Source organism: Teichococcus oryzae (assembly GCF_008386565.1).
Classification (GTDB): Bacteria; Pseudomonadota; Alphaproteobacteria; order Acetobacterales; family Acetobacteraceae; genus Pseudoroseomonas; species Pseudoroseomonas oryzae.
On record NZ_VUKA01000032.1, the window covers coordinates 1 to 15798 of the forward strand.

The window sequence follows — 15798 nt, forward strand, 5'->3', positions numbered from 1 at the left end:
CGGCCACCACTTCGTGGCCGAGCGCGGCGAGCCAGGCCGCGTCGCGGCCGCTGCCGGCGCCGAGGTCGAGCAGGGCGGCGGAGGCTTCGGGCAGCAGGTCGCGCCACCAGGCGTGCAGCGCCCCGGGCTCCACCGCCTCGTAGCGCGGCACCAGGGTCGCGGCCTGCGCGTCATACCAGGACATCGGCCGAGTATCGCCATTGGCCGCCACTGCTGCCAAGCCGGCGGTGAGGGCCGCAGCCCTAGCGGCAGAGGCTCTCGCAGGGGACGCCGTCGCGATCTCCGTCCAAACGGCTCAGCCCGCATTGCTGCAGGTGAAAGCGTGCCTCGGCACAGCTCGACATCTCGCGGCAGTAGCGCTTGCCGCCGCAGCTGAAGGCCGCTGATCCGGCGGCCGCCGAAGCCAGGGGTAGCGGCGCGGGCGCCGGCTGGCTGGTCGGCCCCTGCCGGCGCCACTGCCAGGGCGGCACCCGCTCCGCCTCCGGCAGCGCCCAGAGGCCGCGTTTGGCCTGCCGGGCTTCCTCCTCCAGCGCCAGCAGGGAGCGGTCGCGCAGGTACTGGCGGTACACCCAGGCCTGCCCCTGACGGACCATCTCGGCATTGGCGCTGCGGCCATCGACCCACACCGTGCCCACGCTGCGGCCATAGCGGTCGGTTTCCCGCACCGTCACCACCACCGCCTGGCGGAACACCAGCGCGGACAGCGCCTGCTGCGCTCGGCTGCCCCAGGGCTGGCGGCTTTCCGGCGCGTCGATCTCCGCCAGCCGCACCCGCAGCTGCCGCTTGTCGGGCGTCAGCAGGGTGAGCGTGTCGCCATCGCTGATGCCGACCACCTCGCCGCGCAGATCCGCGGCCAGAGCCGGGAAGGAGAGCAGCAGGAGAAAGAGAACAGGGGCGAGCAACAGACGCAAAACAGACATGGCGGAAGACAGGATCCACAAGTGACAGCACCAGAACGCGAGCCGCTCGGCGGATGTCTCCGGCCGGGCGAATGGGTCCTGCTGGCCTCCCTCTACACCGGGCGGAGGGCCAGTGGCGATCCAATGAGGGTCCGTTCCCGCCTGGAGCGTCCGCCACGCCGCGGTGCGATCCTGAGGCCAGGCGCCGGTGAACGCGGAACCGCGCTCAGGATCCGCTCAGCCCTAGATCGGCAGCCCGGTACAGGGCATGAGGGGCGGCATGCTGTCCCACCATGCCGCAGACGCCGATCTGGAAGCCCTGGCCGCGACCCTGGAGGCCAGCGGCCGCTACCGGGTACTGCGGCGGGTCGAGCCGTGCTCCTCCGTGGAGCCGCCACCCGGCACGCCCACCCGCCTGGGCCTGCTGCTGGACCTGGAAACCACCGGGCTCGACCCGAAGCAGGACGAGATCATCGAATGGGCCATGCTGCCCTTCACCTATGGGCTGGACGGCACGCTCTATGGTGTTGGCGAGGCGTTCAGCCGGCTGCGCCAGCCCTCCCGGCCGATCCCGCCGGCGGTCACCGAACTGACCGGCATCACCGATGCCATGGTGGCCGGGCAGCGGATCGACCCGGAGGAGGTGGCGGCCTTCGCCGCGCCGGCGGCGCTGGTGATCGCGCACAATGCCGGCTTCGACCGGCGCTTCGCCGAGCGGTTCTGGGCCGGCTTCGCCGACAAGCCCTGGGCCTGCTCCATGGACGGGGTGGACTGGGCGGCGGAGGGCTTCGAGGGCAGGCGGCTCGGCTACCTGGCCATGCGCTGCGGCTTGTTCTTTGGCGGCCACCGGGCGGTGCATGACTGCCGGGCAACGCTGGCCATCCTGGCGCGGCCGCTGCCGCGCTGCGGACAGACCGCGCTCGCCAGGTTGCTGGACAGCGCCCGGCAGGCCTCCTGGCGGATCTGGGCGGCCGACGCGCCCTTCGAGCAAAAGGACCGGCTCAAGGCGCGCGGCTATCGCTGGAATGGCGAGGCGACAGAACAGCAGCCGCGCGCCTGGTACCGCGACGTGACCGAGGCTGAGCGGGAGGCGGAACTCGCCTTCCTGCGGGAGGAGATCTACGGCCGCGCGATGGAACCGCCGATGCGGCGGATCACCGCCCGGGACCGTTACTCGGAGCGGGTGTGAGGCCACGCGAAGACCGGAACAAGGATCAGGAGCGCGATTTATATTGCGGGCCGATCAACCTGTAAGGTATTGACTTCCGGTGCGGCGCGATCTGCGTCCGCCTCCGGCCCCTGGCCGGCTTCCCAAGGCGACTGCCCCCGGCAGCCGCCTTTTTTCATGTCCGCCCGGCCCCTCGCGGCCCCTTCCGGTTCCGGAAATCCCCACCATGACCGACCCGTCCCCCGGCGCGGCGCCGAACGCATCCGCGTCCGCGCTGCCGCGCCTGCTCACCCTGGCCCAGGTCTGCGAGATCACCGCCCTCTCGCCCAGCACGCTGCGCCGGCAGATCCGCCTGCGGCGCCTGGCCGTGCTCCGCTTCGGCAGCATGCTGCGCATCGCCGAGGCTGACCTCCGGGCCTGGCTCGCCCGCCAGCGCCGCCCCGCCCGGTGACAACACTGCGCAAGATCCCTGTCCTCATCAGCAATCCCGCCTGCCGCGGGAAAGCATCCTGCCGGCGAAGCCCCACTACTCGACGCCGCATGAGATGCCGGCGTTATCAGGTAGGAGGATGACGGGTCTCGCAGTGCACGCGAGGGAAGAGCCGCAATACCACAAGCGCAACCGGCAACAGAAATGATGATGCATCCTGCGGGCAGCAGGCCTCCCTCAAGCAAGGGCGCATCATTACGAAGGTAACAAAATAGTTATATGAATGCGGATCAAGCGCTTAAGGCAAATTTTTCCGCTCCTGACCTGTGCGACTCTGAACTTCTCGAGGCCTCGCGCGAATAGGTATTCCCTAGGACACTCAGTCCTGGATTTGGAGACATCGCGCATGGCTAAGTTTCCCGACGACTTCTCCCTTGAAACGCTGCGAGAAAAGTCAGCGGAGTGCCTAAAAGCAGGGTACTCGCATTTTCGTTTGGGCCTTACAGGCCGCGGGGAGATGCCCAATGCTCAGTCTGAGACAGCGGATGGCTCTGTCAGACTTCCAGTGAGCCGCTGCCACCGTCCGCTATGCCATATCAAAGCCTTCAACCCAGCGAATCTATCTCCTCAGCTACGTGCGGCCGACTATGTAAACGAATAAGGTTCACGATCAGACGCTCGGGCCATTCGAACCGCCCTGGGTTCGCTAGAGGCTGGTGAGCTTGAAGATCAAGAGGCTCACTGGCGGCTGTGCCGTCCCCCAACCGTGTAATTTAGTGCCTTGACCGTCGCCGTAAAGGCAAGGGCTGTCGTACTGGCCAATTGTCGATGCATGCAGGCGGTATCCTGAGGCGTCCACCGAAGCTGCCCTGGGCGAACGGCGGCCTTGATCCGTTAGGCCCCACGTCACTGTTGTCTTGATCCGTCACAAACGAGGCTCGGTTCTTGTTCGGGCCACTCGGAGGTTCCTGACATGCTGATTGATCTTGAGACTGGCCGTCCGATCATGAGGATGCCGCGCCAGGCCCAGTACCGCGCCTGGATGTCACGCCTGTCCTCGGCGGAGATCGCGACGGCGAAGGCCGCGATCAACGCCATGATCGAGCGCGGCGAGATCCACACGGCTGGGTGGATGCCCGGCAAGCAATGGGCCGGCACGCCCTTCGAGCCGCTGCACACCAAGGCCGCCCGGGGCGATCGTGAGGCCTCGGGCCTGTGCTTTGGCGCTCTTGTCTGGGAGGTTTTCGCCGAACGTCCGGAGTGCTGGGCCTCCGGCCGCTACGAGAAGAACGGCAAGCCGATCGGCAGCCGGACATACTTCCGGATCGAGGAACGCCGGCGTGGGAGCCGCGCATGACGCTCGGCGCCGCCGAGGCTGCCACACCCGCCGTCGGGATCTTCTGGGGAGTTGGCGGCGGCGGCCGGCCGGCCACGCTGCTCGCCGACCTCGTGCCCCTGGATCAGGCCGAACCTTATGGCGACTTCCTGACGCATGGCGGCCACTATGATCACTGGCTGTCGCTGGAGCGGCTGGGGGCCGGCGTGTTGCGCCAGCGCGGCCTGCCGACCGCGCCCACTTGGTCCGAGTATGAGGAGTGGCCCCGCGGCCGCGTCGTCTACCTCGTCCCGGGCCAGCGCTTCACCGTTTATGCCGACCGACAGCTGCAGCAGGCGCCATGGTTGGCCTTGATCGCCGGGCGCTTCGGGCTGTCGGAGGGCAGCTTCGATCTCCGCGGGGACCCACATTACGTCAGCCTGCGGCGGCTCTAGAGCCGCCGCATTCCAGATCTGGCCCGTGCAACCGGGCTGGCGGCCTTGTTCGCAACAGCATCGGGGGATCTTGGTCATGAGCGATGATGAGGAAGATCAGAAGCTGGCGCGGGAGATCGATGAGTTCCTTCAGGCCTTCGAGGCCAGCAGCGCATCCAGCAGCGAAGCGCCCGAGCCTGATGACCGGATCACCTTCGAGGAGTGCTGCCGTATCATCCTTGAGGGGTGGAAGCTGCGCCAGGCCGGCGCAAGGCCAGATACCCGAGCCTATAACAGGCAGTTGCTCGACCTTCTCACCGTCGAGTTTGACATCATCTGGCGCGACGATTGGACCCCGCGCCAGATGAGGTCCGCAGGGGTGCCGATGGTGCTGCCATCCATGGCCCGGCGCTTCGCGGATCTGGCTGGCCCCTACAGCAGCTTCCTGGAGTACGCTTCCAGACCGGGAGAGGCTGAAGTGCAGCTGCGGCACAGGCGGCGCCTGCAGGAGTGCGGAGCGGCACACCGGCAAGCATGGGTCGAACTCTTCCGGGATCTCATGCTCCTGCGCTGGCCAGAGGCGGCGGAACGCTGCAGCACCTGGTCGCGCTTGCGGGCCCTTGGGCTGGGAGAACAGCCCGAGCGCAGTTTTCTGTAAGCCGGCGACCGAAAACCCGGCCAACACATCACATCCGAGGAGACAATGCGATGCGCCAACCCGATGGCGAGATGTTCGCGCGCGGCATCACCAGCCCCGAGTTCATGGATGGGCTCACGGAGCTCGCTGGTCAGCCGAGCTGGTGGCGGGACGTTCTCGACGACCCGGGACTGATCATCGCGATCCGCAGGGAGTACCTGAACGTCTACTGGAAAGGGCAGTCGCTGTTCAAGATAGGGCATGCCGGCAACCGCCGAGTCACGGCGCAAACTCACCCCAAGTACCTGCTCGATCCCGATCTCAAGAATCTTGTTTCTTTTGACGGTCGCCGTTGGTCTCCGGCAGCCCTTGAACGCATGATCATTCACGAATTCGAGCCGGGAAAGACACTCGCGAAGCTCAAAAGGGCTGCAGAGCGCTTTGCCCCGCGGGAGAAGCAGGGCGTCCAGGAGATTGTTGGTCGGGGACGGAACCCGCATGCGCTCGATGTTGAGATTGCAGTGCCCCAGGAGGCGTCACAAATCGACATTGCGGCACTTGAAGCAAACGGAGATTCCGTCCGCCTCGTGTTCTGGGAAGCCAAGCTGTTCGAGAACCGTGGCTCCTTGCGAGCCGCAGGCGAGGGAACCCCAGAAGTTCTTGACCAGATCGCCCGGTATCGGCGCGTTCTGGATGTTCACCGTGCATCGATCCTCTGCAGCTACCGTCAGGTCGCGGCCAATCTTGTGCAGATTGCTACGATGCGCGGCGGTAAGCGAGCCGCGGACCCGTTGGTCCAGAAGATCGCAGACCAGCCGGAATGCCTTGTCATGGCACCCTGTCCAGAGGTCGGATTGCTCGTGTTCAGCTTCGACGATGATCAGAGGCGTGGAGAGGCGTGGAGGCCGCACCGGCAGAAGCTAGAGCAGGCGCTACCCGGCCGTTTCCTGGACCGCGGAGAAGCAGGGAACATTCGCCTTCCGCGTGGATGATCTGTGGTGTGACAAGGTTCGCGTGAATCTATCAAGGAGATGGTTGCTGGTGATCATGGCCAGCAACCAACCCGCCCGGTCGGCAAGAGCCACGCAGCCCTAGCGGCACAGCCGCTCGCAGGGCACGCCGTCGCGGTCGTCGTCCAGCCGCGTCAGCCCGCATTGCGCCAGATGGAAGCGTGCCTCAGCGCAGCTCGCCATCTCGCCGCAGGTCCGCTTGGCTCCGCAGCTGAACCGGGCTGCCCCAGCGACACCGGTGGCCGTCCCGCTGCTCGAGGGCGCCGCCGCCCGGGAGGTGCCGCCCTGGGCCTGCTGCTGCCGCCAGGCCCAGGGCGGCACCTGCTCGCGCTCCGGCAGGGCTCAGAGCCCCCGCCGGGTGGTCCGCGCCTCCGCCTCCAGCGGCGGCAGGCCAGGATCGCGGTTGTACTGCCGGTAGACCCAGGCAGCGCCGCGGCAGACCAGCGCCGCGTTGACATCGGTGGACCCCACCCAGACCCGCCCCACCGTGCGGCCGTAGCGGTCGGTGTCCTCGACCAGCACCCGGGCCTGCCGGTTGAAGGCGAGGTCGGAGAGCTCTTGCCGCGCTCGCGTGCCATAGGGCTGCCGGCTCTCGGGCGCGTCGATGCCGTAGAGCCGCACCCGCACCTGCCGCCGCTCGGGTGTCAGCAGGGTCAGCGTGTCGCCGTCCTGGATCGCGACCACCCGACCGAGCAGCTCGGCGGCAAGTGCGGGTTGGGTGACGAGGAGCGGGACGAGGAGGAGCAGGAAGCGGGAGAGGGGGCGCATGGCCGCCGCCTATAGCGACGGCCGAGCCGCAGGCCGCAGCAGAATCACGCATCCGTGATATTGGTGATTGCAGCGTTGCAACCATGAGTTGATGATCACTTCTCGCCGCTCGGCGCGGTACTGCCGTCGCGGAACGCTCTCCATGTGGCTGATCTACTTCAGGAAGACCTTCCGCGGCTGACGCCGTGGCCTGCACCGGTCAAAGGCGCCAGTTATGTTTTGAGCGAAGCCGCCACGCTGTGAAGGCAGCCGGCATGGCCGCTTCGCGTTCCTCGCAGACGTGGAATAAAACCACCTTTCCGAAAGCGGGCACGAAAGCGTTACTTCTGTTCGATCTGTCGATCGATTGCATTCACGGCGCCAGTGAGCCCCTTGAGGACCAGCCGTCCGATGAACCGGCTTGGGCCCGAGGTGGCGACCTTGTAGCCGAGTTCTGCCGTGTCAACGAACGCCTTGGCGGTGCCGACGGCCGCGGCCTCGACCCCATTGATCACCGCGCCTTCCAGGTCGCCGTCTGCCTGGTAGCTGGCAGAGCCGCGCTGGATCCCCTTCAGGATCGACAGCAGGCCGACACCCCCGATGCTGGTCAGGACGGCGTCAACGGCCGTGTCGCTGGCATCCGCGATGCTTCCTCCCAGGGCGAGGTCGACCGAAGCCTCGAGCTCCGCGTCGCTGTAGCCAGAGTCGATCGCCCCGGTTGCCAGGGCAACCTCCGAGGTGGCGATCACCAGGATGTCCGCATCGACGGTTTCGATGTAGCTGGCGCTGTCCGTCGCCTTGAGTTGATAGGCGACGCCGTCGATGACGATATCCGTGTCGGGGTGGTTGAAGTGCTCGAACCGCTCGCCGCCGGAGTCTGCCTCGACCAGCCTCTCAAAATACGAGCCCTTGGCGAGAGAGGCCAGGCCTGCGAGGCTTTCACCCGGCAACATCAGCGTGTGCAGCCATATTTCGAAGTCGCTCATGTGCGCGTAGGTCTTGTTCACCTCACGCAGTGCGTCGTAGACCTCCCCGGCCTGCGTGACGTCGTTCCACGCGGACACAGGCACGGACATCGCGGCGAGGAAAAGCGAGTTCCTGGCGATCCGCTCCTCGTCATATGCCTCCCGGTGCGACATCGGCACGGTCCTCAACGCCGCGAGCCTCGATGCGTCCAGCCGACGCTGGGTGCGGGCCCCCTTCTGGTCGAAGAACCCGCGCGTCCTTTCGAGATCCCCGGAGGACTTGAGGCGTCGGCCTGCCTTCTCGAGTTCCTCCAGCTTCCTGTCCAGGGTGGAGGTGTCTAGTGGCTCGTGGTTGAGCTTTCCCCACCAGGACAGTTGCCTGTCCTTCTCTTCCCACCGGGCCTGCAGGTCGGCTTTCAGCTTCCGGAGTTTGGCGGCTCCATCCGCGATGAGCCTATCGGCCCGGACAGCCGGTGAGTTCTGCCGCTGGTGCTCGATGGACGCGGTGCTCAGCGTCTGCGCCGTGCCAAACGCGGCATCCAGCCTTCGCAAGCGAGCGTCCCTTGCGGCCTTGTCTCGCTCCTCCTCTTCCTTCAGGAGCACCGCTTCGAGATGGGAGGCGATGCCCGGCCTAGCCTGCTCGACCAGTTCCCTGGCCACCGGGTAGCGGCCTGAGGATGCGACCGCCGCTTCCAGGCGCAGCCTGATGTCATGCGAGCTCTCGGAGGCCATGATTGCAGCGATCTGGTCCTCCGTATGCCCGTATCCGCGGATCTGCCGATGGTGCTTCCAGTAGGCAAGGGCTGGAGGCAGGCAGGCGAGAAGGGCGACGATGCCCAGACCGGCAAGCAGTGCGCGGACGGCGTGGGTGAGGGCGAAGGGGTCCAAAACGGCAAAGAACCCGAGGAGCAGGGAGGCACCGAGCACGAGCAGGGCGTGCCGACGGTACCTGCGCGCCCGGGCTTTCAGATCGACGATCGTCATGGTCGCGCCGCGTGTCATGGCCTCCCCCTGATGCCGCTACGGGCGGGGTAGGAAAGCTGTCCGCCAACATGGAAGCGGCGTCGTTGCCGTTCCGACAGGATTGCCGAAAAACCGTCGCCGGTCGAGGGCTCTGGTCGCTGCTGCCTGTTCGTGCCTGCTTCTTTGATTAACATAGCGGGAAGCAGACCACTTTACTCCGGAGAAGCTGGGTGTCTGCTGTTCCAGGCTAGCGTGCCTGAAATCGGTTTGTCGCCCCCAGCCAACTATAGCCGTCCGACAGGTGGGCCGCGTCTGACCTCCAGCTCCCCTGGGGTGGCGCGGTGTGGTCCTGCCCTGGACCAGCAGCCCAGCCTGCTGCAGAGCAGGCGCATGTCCGTTCCCTCTGCCCCTCCACTTGGCCCCGAGGATCTCGAGGCGATGGCCGCTGCCCTGGAGGCGAGCGGCCGCTATCGCGTCCTGCGCCAGGTGGAGCCCTGCGCTGCGGTGGAGCCGCCACCCGGCACGCCCATCCGCACCGGCCTGCTGATCGACCTCGAGACCACCGCGCTGGACCCGGCGGCGGACGAGATCCTCGAATGGACTATGCTGCCCTTCACCTGTGGGCTGGATGGCACGCTCTACGCCATCGGCGATGGCGTTCAGCCGGCTACGCCAGCCCTCCCGGCCGATCCCGCCAGGCGCAGCATTGCATAGGCGGCACCAAAATTGCGGCTACCCGATGTTAGGGAGCGTTTATAATGAGCAGGATTCGAGTGAGGACCCGCATTGCCATGGCAACGGATGAGGCGCATCAGATCATCGGCGGAACCTGGATTCCGCTGGCTCGAGCCCATGTCGAGATTAAGCGCCGCTATGGCCAAGACGCACGAGAAATCTCCGAGAATGTTTGTGAAGCTCTAGCACGAGGCCTCATCGACAATCGGGTTGGCGACGCGAGAAGCAGCGGCCCCGCCCGCCCTCGACTTACAGGAGCCTCACTTCCGCGCGGTTGCGACGGGTGCCAGCCCCTTCCTTGGATGGAGGAAACCAAGGACGGCAGCATCCGGGTGCATGATTTCCATGCCTCCGAACCCGATCTGGAGGCCGGGACCATTCGGTATTCGCATGGAGATTATCGCAGCATCTGGGTGCGCTGGTATGATGTGCGGCAGATTGCGAAATTTGGGCTCGAGGCGCTGATTGAAAAGAATGCTGTTCGGCTTTTTCGTGTCTGCGGATTGGTGCAAGTCGGCACAGCAGCTTCAGATGAAACTCCGGCTGGTTCCGCAGCGCGGCCGCCTTCAAATTCGGTGGCCGTTCAGCCGTCATCAGCAAAGCGAGAGATCGTGTCAAAGGCTGAACTGAACAAGTACTGCAAGCAGCGCGTTCAGGCATTCCACAAGATCGGCAAGCGACCTTCCATAGGACAGGATATGGATGCGATCCGACGCCGCTTCGGCCCACGGTGTCCCTCGAGACAAATGATGCGAGCCGCACTTGCCAAGCACCGCCTGCCTGAGTGGAGTCAATCAGGCCCTATTCCCAAGGACCAAAAGGTACGCGACCTCTTTGATCCACTTACCGATACCGATGTTTGATAGACCGGACTCCTTCGACGTGTGGTCACCTCATCTCGCATGGGAAAGAAATTTATGCGGCTTATCTCGCTCTCTATTCGTACCGGGAATTTTTGACGGCGCGAATAGCGCGGATGCATTCAGGTAAATAAGTCTCCAGGCTCCTGCTCACCGGAGACCGCCACCATTCGTGCGGTCACTTATGAAAGGAGCCGGTCTATGCTCGACGATCACCACATCAAGCCCATCCTTGTTCCCCGGAAGGCTGCGTTCGCCATGCTCGGCTGCGGCACGACCAAGGGCCACGACCTGATCAACGCCGGCCTGCTCGACGCTCGCAAACTGGGCGAGAAGACCCTCATCACCATGGAGAGCATCCGCGCCCTCGCGGCCAACCTGCCGCGCGCCAAGGGGGCGGTGTGATGAAGCTGCCCGGCACCCCCGCGAAGCTGGTCCGCATCTCGGCGGATGATGAATACGACGAGTCGACGGACTGGTCCTGCCGCCGCTGCGGCGAGTCCTTCCACGCCTACGTCACGCCGGATAAGCAGCTCAGCTGCTACTGGTGCGACCGTGCCGACGTGGACGGCCAGCTCGACCCGCCCAAGGAGGATGAGCTGACCTCCTCCTCCTCGAACCGCCCGCCGCCCGGCTGGTCCTGGCGCCACGGATCGCGCATCCCCGAATAAGCAACGCCCCCGGCGGTTAAAGCCGAGGGCGCAGGAACCGCGTCAAGTCTGTCTCGCAAGCTCGATTTACGCGGTTCCTGAAACAGTTCCAAGGCTTTTCCGCGGGGCATTCCCACGAAGGAATTGTCCAATGATCACCCACATCCCGTGTGGCGTGAACACTCTCAACTTGCCCCCTGACCTGGTCGATCAGGTGGCCGCGTTGCAGACGCTCCTGCTCCGCAAAGCGGTGCGGCTGGGCGACACGAAGCCGGCCTCGCGGAAGGATGTTGCCCGGCACGAAGCCGGCCATGCCGTCATCGCCGTCTTGCTGGGCGTCAAGCTCCGCTGCTGCTGGATCAAGCAGGAGCACGGCGTTTGGGGTGGCTACACCGAGCCAGATGAGCCGGCGAGCTGGTTCATCCTCCTGCCGAACGCCAAGCAGCGCGTCTACACGCCGATCGGATGCCTGGCGCGCGCCTATTTCGGCCTCGCCGGCCCGTTGGCGGAACGCCAGCAGGGCAGGGGTGTCGGCCCCGCCAATTTGGCTGTCGATCTGCCCGAGCTCATCGGTGTGTTCGAAGCGCTGTGGATCGCCATCGTCATGGCGATGTTCCCTGACCACCAGCCGACGACGGATGAGGAGCTGGCGATGGTCTCCGGTGTGCACATGGCGCTGATGCAGCGTTTGGAACTGCACCTGCAGGCCATGTTGCAGGCCGAGACGGCACGGATCACGAAGATCGCCACCCAGCTCCAGCAGCGCGGCCATCTGACGACGCACCAGACCAGCGCGCTCCTGCACGGTATCTGGCCCATCGATCTCAGCGCCACCTTCGACCAGCTGCGGCAGGGGCTGCCGGTGGGGCCACTGCCGAAAGCTTTGCCGCCCGTCTACCTCGAGGCCGCGCTGGAGATGGAGGGATGATCGGGTCCCTGTTGCGCCAGCCAAACGCCGCGGAGATCGAGAAGTTCGTCTCCGCGCTCTTCCGCTACGCCGAGCCGGACACCTATGTTTCGCTCCGTTCCTTCGGGGAAGGTTCGGAAGGCGTGTTCTGCATCACGCCGCATCAGCTGGGCAGCACGCTGACCAGCCTGGTGGAGGTTGCCACCTCCGAGGCCCGGGCGGCCGGCAACGCCGATTATCCGGTGGTGTTCTGCCCGCCCGTGGCGACCTTCAGCAACCCCGGCAGCGCGAACGAGGCCAGCTTGGCCAATGGCTTGGTGCTGGCGGTGGAGTGCGATGCGACGCCCAATGCTGCCCGGGACCGGCTGGAAGCCCTGCTCGGATCGGCCACCGTGGTGGTTGCCAGCGGCGGAGAATGGACCGACCCCGCGACCGGCGAGGTGCAGCCCAAGCTGCACCTCTACTGGCGCTTGTCCGAACCCTCTCGCGAGCCAGCGGACCACGCCGATCTGAAGCGGGCTCGTTACCTCGCCCAGCGGCTGGTGGGTGGCGATCCCTCCAACACCCCGCTCGTCCATCCGATCCGCTGGCCCGGCAGCTGGCACCTCAAATCGACCCCGCGTCTGGCGCGGATCGTGGGGCTCAACGAGGCCTGCGAAATCCACCTTCTGGACGCTCTGGAGAAGCTCGAGGAGGCCGCCAGCGTCTCCGGCGTCACCCACGAGCCGCGAGGCGGCGTACCGGCCTCCCAGGAGGCCGGAGAAGTCGGGGAAGCCCGAAAAACATCCGAACTGGTACGCGCCATCTTGACCGCCGAAGACTATCACCGGCCCCTGATCACCTTGGCCATGCGCTTCCTGAAGGGCGGAATGCCCGACGCTCAGACCGTGCTGACCCTGAAGGGCATGATGCTGGCGGTGCCCATCGCGGAGCGGGACAGCAAGGAGGGTGTTCTGCAGCCGGGCCGCTGGGAAGCCCGGTTCCATGATATCGCCCGCGCCGTGAGCACCGCCCGGGCCAAGCTGGGCAAGCCCGCGGATGAGGACACTGAATGGCCCAATCCGGTGAATTTCCTGGCCGACACGGAGTTGACCGGCGCGCCGAAACTGCGCCCTGAGCACTTGCCGGACGCGCTGGCGCCCTTCGTGCTCGACACCGCGGCGCGCATGGGCGTCGATCCGGCCGCAGTGGCCCTGTGCGCGGTGGTCTCCTGCGCCAGCGTCATCTCGGATGATTGGGTGGTGCAGCCTCGGGTGCACGACAACACCTGGACAGAAAGCCCGCGGCTCTGGGGCGCGCTGGTCGGCGACCCCAGCATCATGAAGTCGCCGGTCCTGCGCGCCGCCACCTCGCCGATCGACAAGCTCGACGAGCGTGCCCGCGAGGCGCACGCGACGGCCATGCGGCTCTGGAAGGTCGACGCGGCGCAGGCCAAGGCGAATGGCTTGGCGGAGCCTCCGATACCGAAACTGGAGCGCTGGCTGGTCGAAGGCACCACGACGGAAGCCTTGTCCGAGGTTCTGCGCGACGATGCCAACAGCAAGCAGCAGGCACCGGCCCGGAAGGTCATGAGCCGGCAAGACGAGATGTCCGGCTGGCTCGGCGACATGGATCGCTACAAGTCGGGCGGCAAGGGCGGCAGCGATCGCGCCGCCTATCTGCGGCTCTTCAACGGGGGCCGGTTTACCATGGACCGAGTCGGCCGCGGCGCGATCTCGATCTCCAGCTGGTCGGCCTGCGTGCTAGGCGGCATCCAACCCGAGCCGATCCAGCGCATTGCCAAGGAAGCAGCTGACGATGGCCTGTTGCAGCGCTTCCTGTACTGCGTTCCGGCCTCCCAGGACGACGGTGAGGACCGCGTGCCGGATCAGGCTGCTCTCGGGCGCTATCATGCTCTCTTCCCCATCCTGAGCAGCCTGGAGGCGCCGCAGGACCTGCGCCTGGATCCGCCGGAGATGCGAACGGTGGTGCTGCACGAGCTGGCTCACGCGCATCGGGAGAGCATCAACCAACTGGTCAAGGTGTTCAGCGCCCGGCCGGACACGTCGCCCAGGATGAAGGCGGCCCTGGCCAAGTGGCCGGGCATCTTTGCTCGCTTGGCCCTGACCTTTCACGTCGTGACGATTGCCGACGCGCGGGCTCGCGGTGAGCAGGTTCCGGATCTGACGGTGCTGACGGAGGACACGGCACGCCAGGCAGCCAGCTACATGCACAACGTGCTGCTGCCCCACCAACGCCGTGCCGAGGAGATCTTGTTCCTGACGCCACAGACCGGGCATGCCCACTGGATCGCCGGATACATCCTGGCCAACGACCAGGCGCGCAAGGAAGGCAGGATCACGCTCCGGTCCATCATGCGTGCTTATCGCCCACTCCGTGCGCCTGAGTGCCGGAAGGAGTTATTGGACGTCCTGGAAACGCTGGAGGTGATGGGGTGGATCCGTGCCCTTCCGCCAGCCAACCAGGCCCGACATCCGGCCGCTTACCTGGTGAACCCGGCCCTCTACGAAACCTTTGCCAAGGAGGCGGCGGCCGAGAAGGAGCGCCGTGAACGCAAGAGCATGGAGATCCGTGAAGCGGCCCGCCGGTATCGTGAGGCGAAGCAGAGATAGGATCCGATGTCGTCAATGTCGCTACGCGCGCGCGAGGCAAGATGGGGAACAGAATAAGAAAAATTGTTTGAAGCCCTGACGTCTCACGCGCGCGTACCGACATTGACGACAAAATGCGGCGGAGACTGGCCACCCGTGGATACGATGTGGATTTTGGAGGCGCCCGATCGCACAAACGCTGATGTCGACCGCGCATCGCATCTGCTACAAAAGGGAAGTGGATGCTTAAAGCCTTTGATCGCTGCTGTTGGCGACTTGTGGCCCATCCACTTGCTTTCGCGCTGAATGCTGGAGCCTGAACATGAAGGTTACCACCAGGCAAAAGGCTCCCGACAACAAGCCGGCATCACGCAGTCGGCTTGTCCGCCCGCCTGCCGACGAGCCCGACAACCCGCTGCGCGACATCGGCGGCAGCCGCTGCCCCAGCAGCAACGAGGTGCTGTTCAGCGAGGCCTATGCCGCCGTGTGGTTGCCGCCCGGCGAGACGGAGGAAGAGCGGCTCAAGAAAATCCGCGCCGTCTCCCAGGCCATGGCCGCCTTTCGGCCCCGGGACGAGATCGAGGGCATGCTGGCGGCCCAGGCCGTGGCCCTGCATTTCGGCGCCATGGAGTGCCTGCGCCGCGCCATGGTGCCCAACCAGCCGCAGGACACCGCGGCCAAGCTGCGCAAGGACGGCGCCAACCTGGCCCGTGCCATGACCGACATGGTGGATGTGCTGGACCGCCGGCGAGGCAAGGGCCCGCAGGTGATGCGGGTGGAACGCGTGGTGGTGCAGGAAGGCGGGCAAGCGATCGTCGGCAATGTGCAGCCGGGCAGGGGAGGGGCAGAATGACATACCCGGCGCATGACCCCTTGCGGCTAGCCCAGGCGGCACCCCGCTGCGGCGCCCGGTCCCGCCGCACGGGCAAGCCCTGTGCGGGCCCTGCCATGGCCAATGGGCGCTGCCGGATGCATGGCGGGTCCAGCACGGGCCCGAGGACCGCTGAGGGTCTGGAGAGGCTGCGGGAGGCCCATACGGTGCATGGTGGGCGCGGGGCGGAGGCACGGAGCCTCAGGCGGCATCTGCGGGCCCTGTTGGCGAGGTCGGCGGAGCTGGTGGAGGAGGCGGGGCAGGGGGAGCCCTGAGGCCGCTCAGCACCCGTAGGCTCTCTGGCAGGGTGGTCCGAGGCCTACCCTGCCCCCTGGGCCTTTCGCACCTCCTGCAGCACCGCCTCATGCGTCGCCAGAATCCGCCGCAGCGTGGGTTTCCCCTTGTCGCTCGCCTCGGCGATGCCCTCGTGCATTTCCTCGATCCCCGTCATCAGCAGCTCGGCCAAGCCGGATAGCCGCTCCTGGAGCTGCTCGCTGTCGTCCTTCAGTTCGGCTGCCCAGATTGCCAGGATGCGAGAGATTTCGGTGGCAGCGCGGGCGGGCGGGACGCCCGCTTGCAGGAGCTTGATGAGGGGGGCCAGGTCGGCAGCAGGGGA

General features: G+C 66.1%; 20 protein-coding genes. 14 read left to right on the forward strand and 6 right to left on the reverse strand.

Features of this window, described 5'->3' with window-relative positions; translation table 11 throughout:
- Both F0Q34_RS22095 and F0Q34_RS20445 read right to left on the reverse strand, forming a co-directional pair.
- Positions 1–184 (reverse strand): methyltransferase domain-containing protein (locus F0Q34_RS22095; protein ID WP_206668110.1); only part of this gene is annotated, 184 nt, incomplete at its 3' end.
- Positions 185–242: 58 nt separating this feature from the next.
- Entirely contained in the window at positions 243–920 is a 678-nt protein-coding gene (locus tag F0Q34_RS20445; RefSeq protein ID WP_149814233.1) for a thermonuclease family protein, read from the reverse strand.
- A 259-nt stretch (positions 921–1179) separates the two neighbouring features.
- Here F0Q34_RS20445 and F0Q34_RS20450 point away from each other — a divergent pair, with 259 nt between their 5' ends.
- The 6 genes from F0Q34_RS20450 (at position 1180) to F0Q34_RS20475 (ending at position 5875) form a co-directional block, all read left to right on the forward strand.
- Positions 1180–2088, forward strand: coding sequence for a 3'-5' exonuclease (locus F0Q34_RS20450; RefSeq protein WP_149814234.1), 909 nt, complete (start codon positions 1180–1182; stop codon positions 2086–2088).
- A gap of 205 nt (positions 2089–2293) precedes the next feature.
- Positions 2294–2518 (forward strand): helix-turn-helix domain-containing protein, encoded by a 225-nt coding sequence (locus tag F0Q34_RS20455; RefSeq protein WP_149814235.1) that lies wholly within the window; start codon positions 2294–2296, stop codon positions 2516–2518.
- A gap of 952 nt (positions 2519–3470) precedes the next feature.
- On the forward strand, positions 3471–3854 hold the full coding sequence (locus F0Q34_RS20460; protein WP_149814236.1) for a hypothetical protein: 384 nt from the start codon (positions 3471–3473) through the stop codon (positions 3852–3854).
- Positions 3851–4267 carry a hypothetical protein gene (locus tag F0Q34_RS20465; RefSeq protein WP_149814237.1) on the forward strand — a complete coding sequence of 139 codons (417 nt, stop codon included), beginning with the start codon at positions 3851–3853 and terminating at the stop codon, positions 4265–4267. The genes F0Q34_RS20460 and F0Q34_RS20465 overlap by 4 nt, the downstream gene beginning before the upstream one ends.
- Before the next feature lie 76 nt (positions 4268–4343).
- Entirely contained in the window at positions 4344–4904 is a 561-nt protein-coding gene (locus F0Q34_RS20470) for a hypothetical protein (protein WP_149814238.1), read from the forward strand.
- Positions 4905–4954: 50 nt separating this feature from the next.
- A complete protein-coding gene (locus tag F0Q34_RS20475; protein WP_149814239.1) occupies positions 4955–5875 on the forward strand; it encodes a hypothetical protein in 921 nt (306 codons plus the stop codon).
- Between the two features lie 99 nt (positions 5876–5974).
- On the opposite strand, the gene F0Q34_RS22575 is transcribed toward F0Q34_RS20475, so the two are convergent.
- The 3 genes from F0Q34_RS22575 to F0Q34_RS20490 form a co-directional block, all read right to left on the reverse strand.
- A complete protein-coding gene (locus F0Q34_RS22575; protein WP_277755318.1) occupies positions 5975–6214 on the reverse strand; it encodes an excalibur calcium-binding domain-containing protein in 240 nt (79 codons plus the stop codon).
- Between the two features lie 21 nt (positions 6215–6235).
- Positions 6236–6661, reverse strand: a complete 426-nt coding sequence (locus tag F0Q34_RS20485) for a thermonuclease family protein (protein ID WP_149814241.1) — start codon at positions 6659–6661, stop codon at positions 6236–6238.
- Positions 6662–6981: 320 nt separating this feature from the next.
- On the reverse strand, positions 6982–8589 hold the full coding sequence (locus tag F0Q34_RS20490; protein WP_149814242.1) for a hypothetical protein: 1608 nt from the start codon (positions 8587–8589) through the stop codon (positions 6982–6984).
- A 417-nt stretch (positions 8590–9006) separates the two neighbouring features.
- Here F0Q34_RS20490 and F0Q34_RS20495 point away from each other — a divergent pair, with 417 nt between their 5' ends.
- The 8 genes from F0Q34_RS20495 to F0Q34_RS22580 all read left to right on the forward strand — a co-directional run bounded on the left by F0Q34_RS20495 (position 9007) and on the right by F0Q34_RS22580 (position 15457).
- Complete coding sequence (locus F0Q34_RS20495) at positions 9007–9282, forward strand: hypothetical protein (protein WP_149814243.1); 276 nt, start codon at positions 9007–9009, stop codon at positions 9280–9282.
- A gap of 77 nt (positions 9283–9359) precedes the next feature.
- Positions 9360–10166 carry a hypothetical protein gene (locus tag F0Q34_RS20500; RefSeq protein WP_149814244.1) on the forward strand — a complete coding sequence of 269 codons (807 nt, stop codon included), beginning with the start codon at positions 9360–9362 and terminating at the stop codon, positions 10164–10166.
- 198 nt (positions 10167–10364) lie between these two features.
- Complete coding sequence (locus F0Q34_RS20505; protein WP_206668111.1) at positions 10365–10568, forward strand: hypothetical protein; 204 nt, start codon at positions 10365–10367, stop codon at positions 10566–10568.
- The gene (locus F0Q34_RS20510; RefSeq protein ID WP_149814245.1) at positions 10568–10834 is read left to right on the forward strand and encodes a hypothetical protein; all 267 of its coding nucleotides are present in this window, start codon (positions 10568–10570) and stop codon (positions 10832–10834) included. The genes F0Q34_RS20505 and F0Q34_RS20510 overlap by 1 nt, the downstream gene beginning before the upstream one ends.
- Positions 10835–10964: 130 nt before the next feature.
- Entirely contained in the window at positions 10965–11741 is a 777-nt protein-coding gene (locus tag F0Q34_RS20515; RefSeq protein ID WP_149814246.1) for a hypothetical protein, read from the forward strand.
- On the forward strand, positions 11738–14332 hold the full coding sequence (locus F0Q34_RS20520) for a DUF3987 domain-containing protein (RefSeq protein ID WP_149814247.1): 2595 nt from the start codon (positions 11738–11740) through the stop codon (positions 14330–14332). Before F0Q34_RS20515 ends, F0Q34_RS20520 begins: the two co-directional genes overlap by 4 nt.
- Before the next feature lie 301 nt (positions 14333–14633).
- Positions 14634–15164: a hypothetical protein gene (locus tag F0Q34_RS20525; protein WP_149814248.1), complete on the forward strand. Its 531-nt coding sequence runs from the start codon at positions 14634–14636 to the stop codon at positions 15162–15164.
- Positions 15161–15457, forward strand: a complete 297-nt coding sequence (locus F0Q34_RS22580; RefSeq protein WP_277755319.1) for an HGGxSTG domain-containing protein — start codon at positions 15161–15163, stop codon at positions 15455–15457. Before F0Q34_RS20525 ends, F0Q34_RS22580 begins: the two co-directional genes overlap by 4 nt.
- A 44-nt stretch (positions 15458–15501) precedes the next feature.
- Here F0Q34_RS22580 and F0Q34_RS21930 read toward each other — a convergent pair.
- On the reverse strand, positions 15502–15798 hold a 297-nt coding region (locus F0Q34_RS21930; RefSeq protein WP_161600971.1), incomplete at its 5' end, for a hypothetical protein.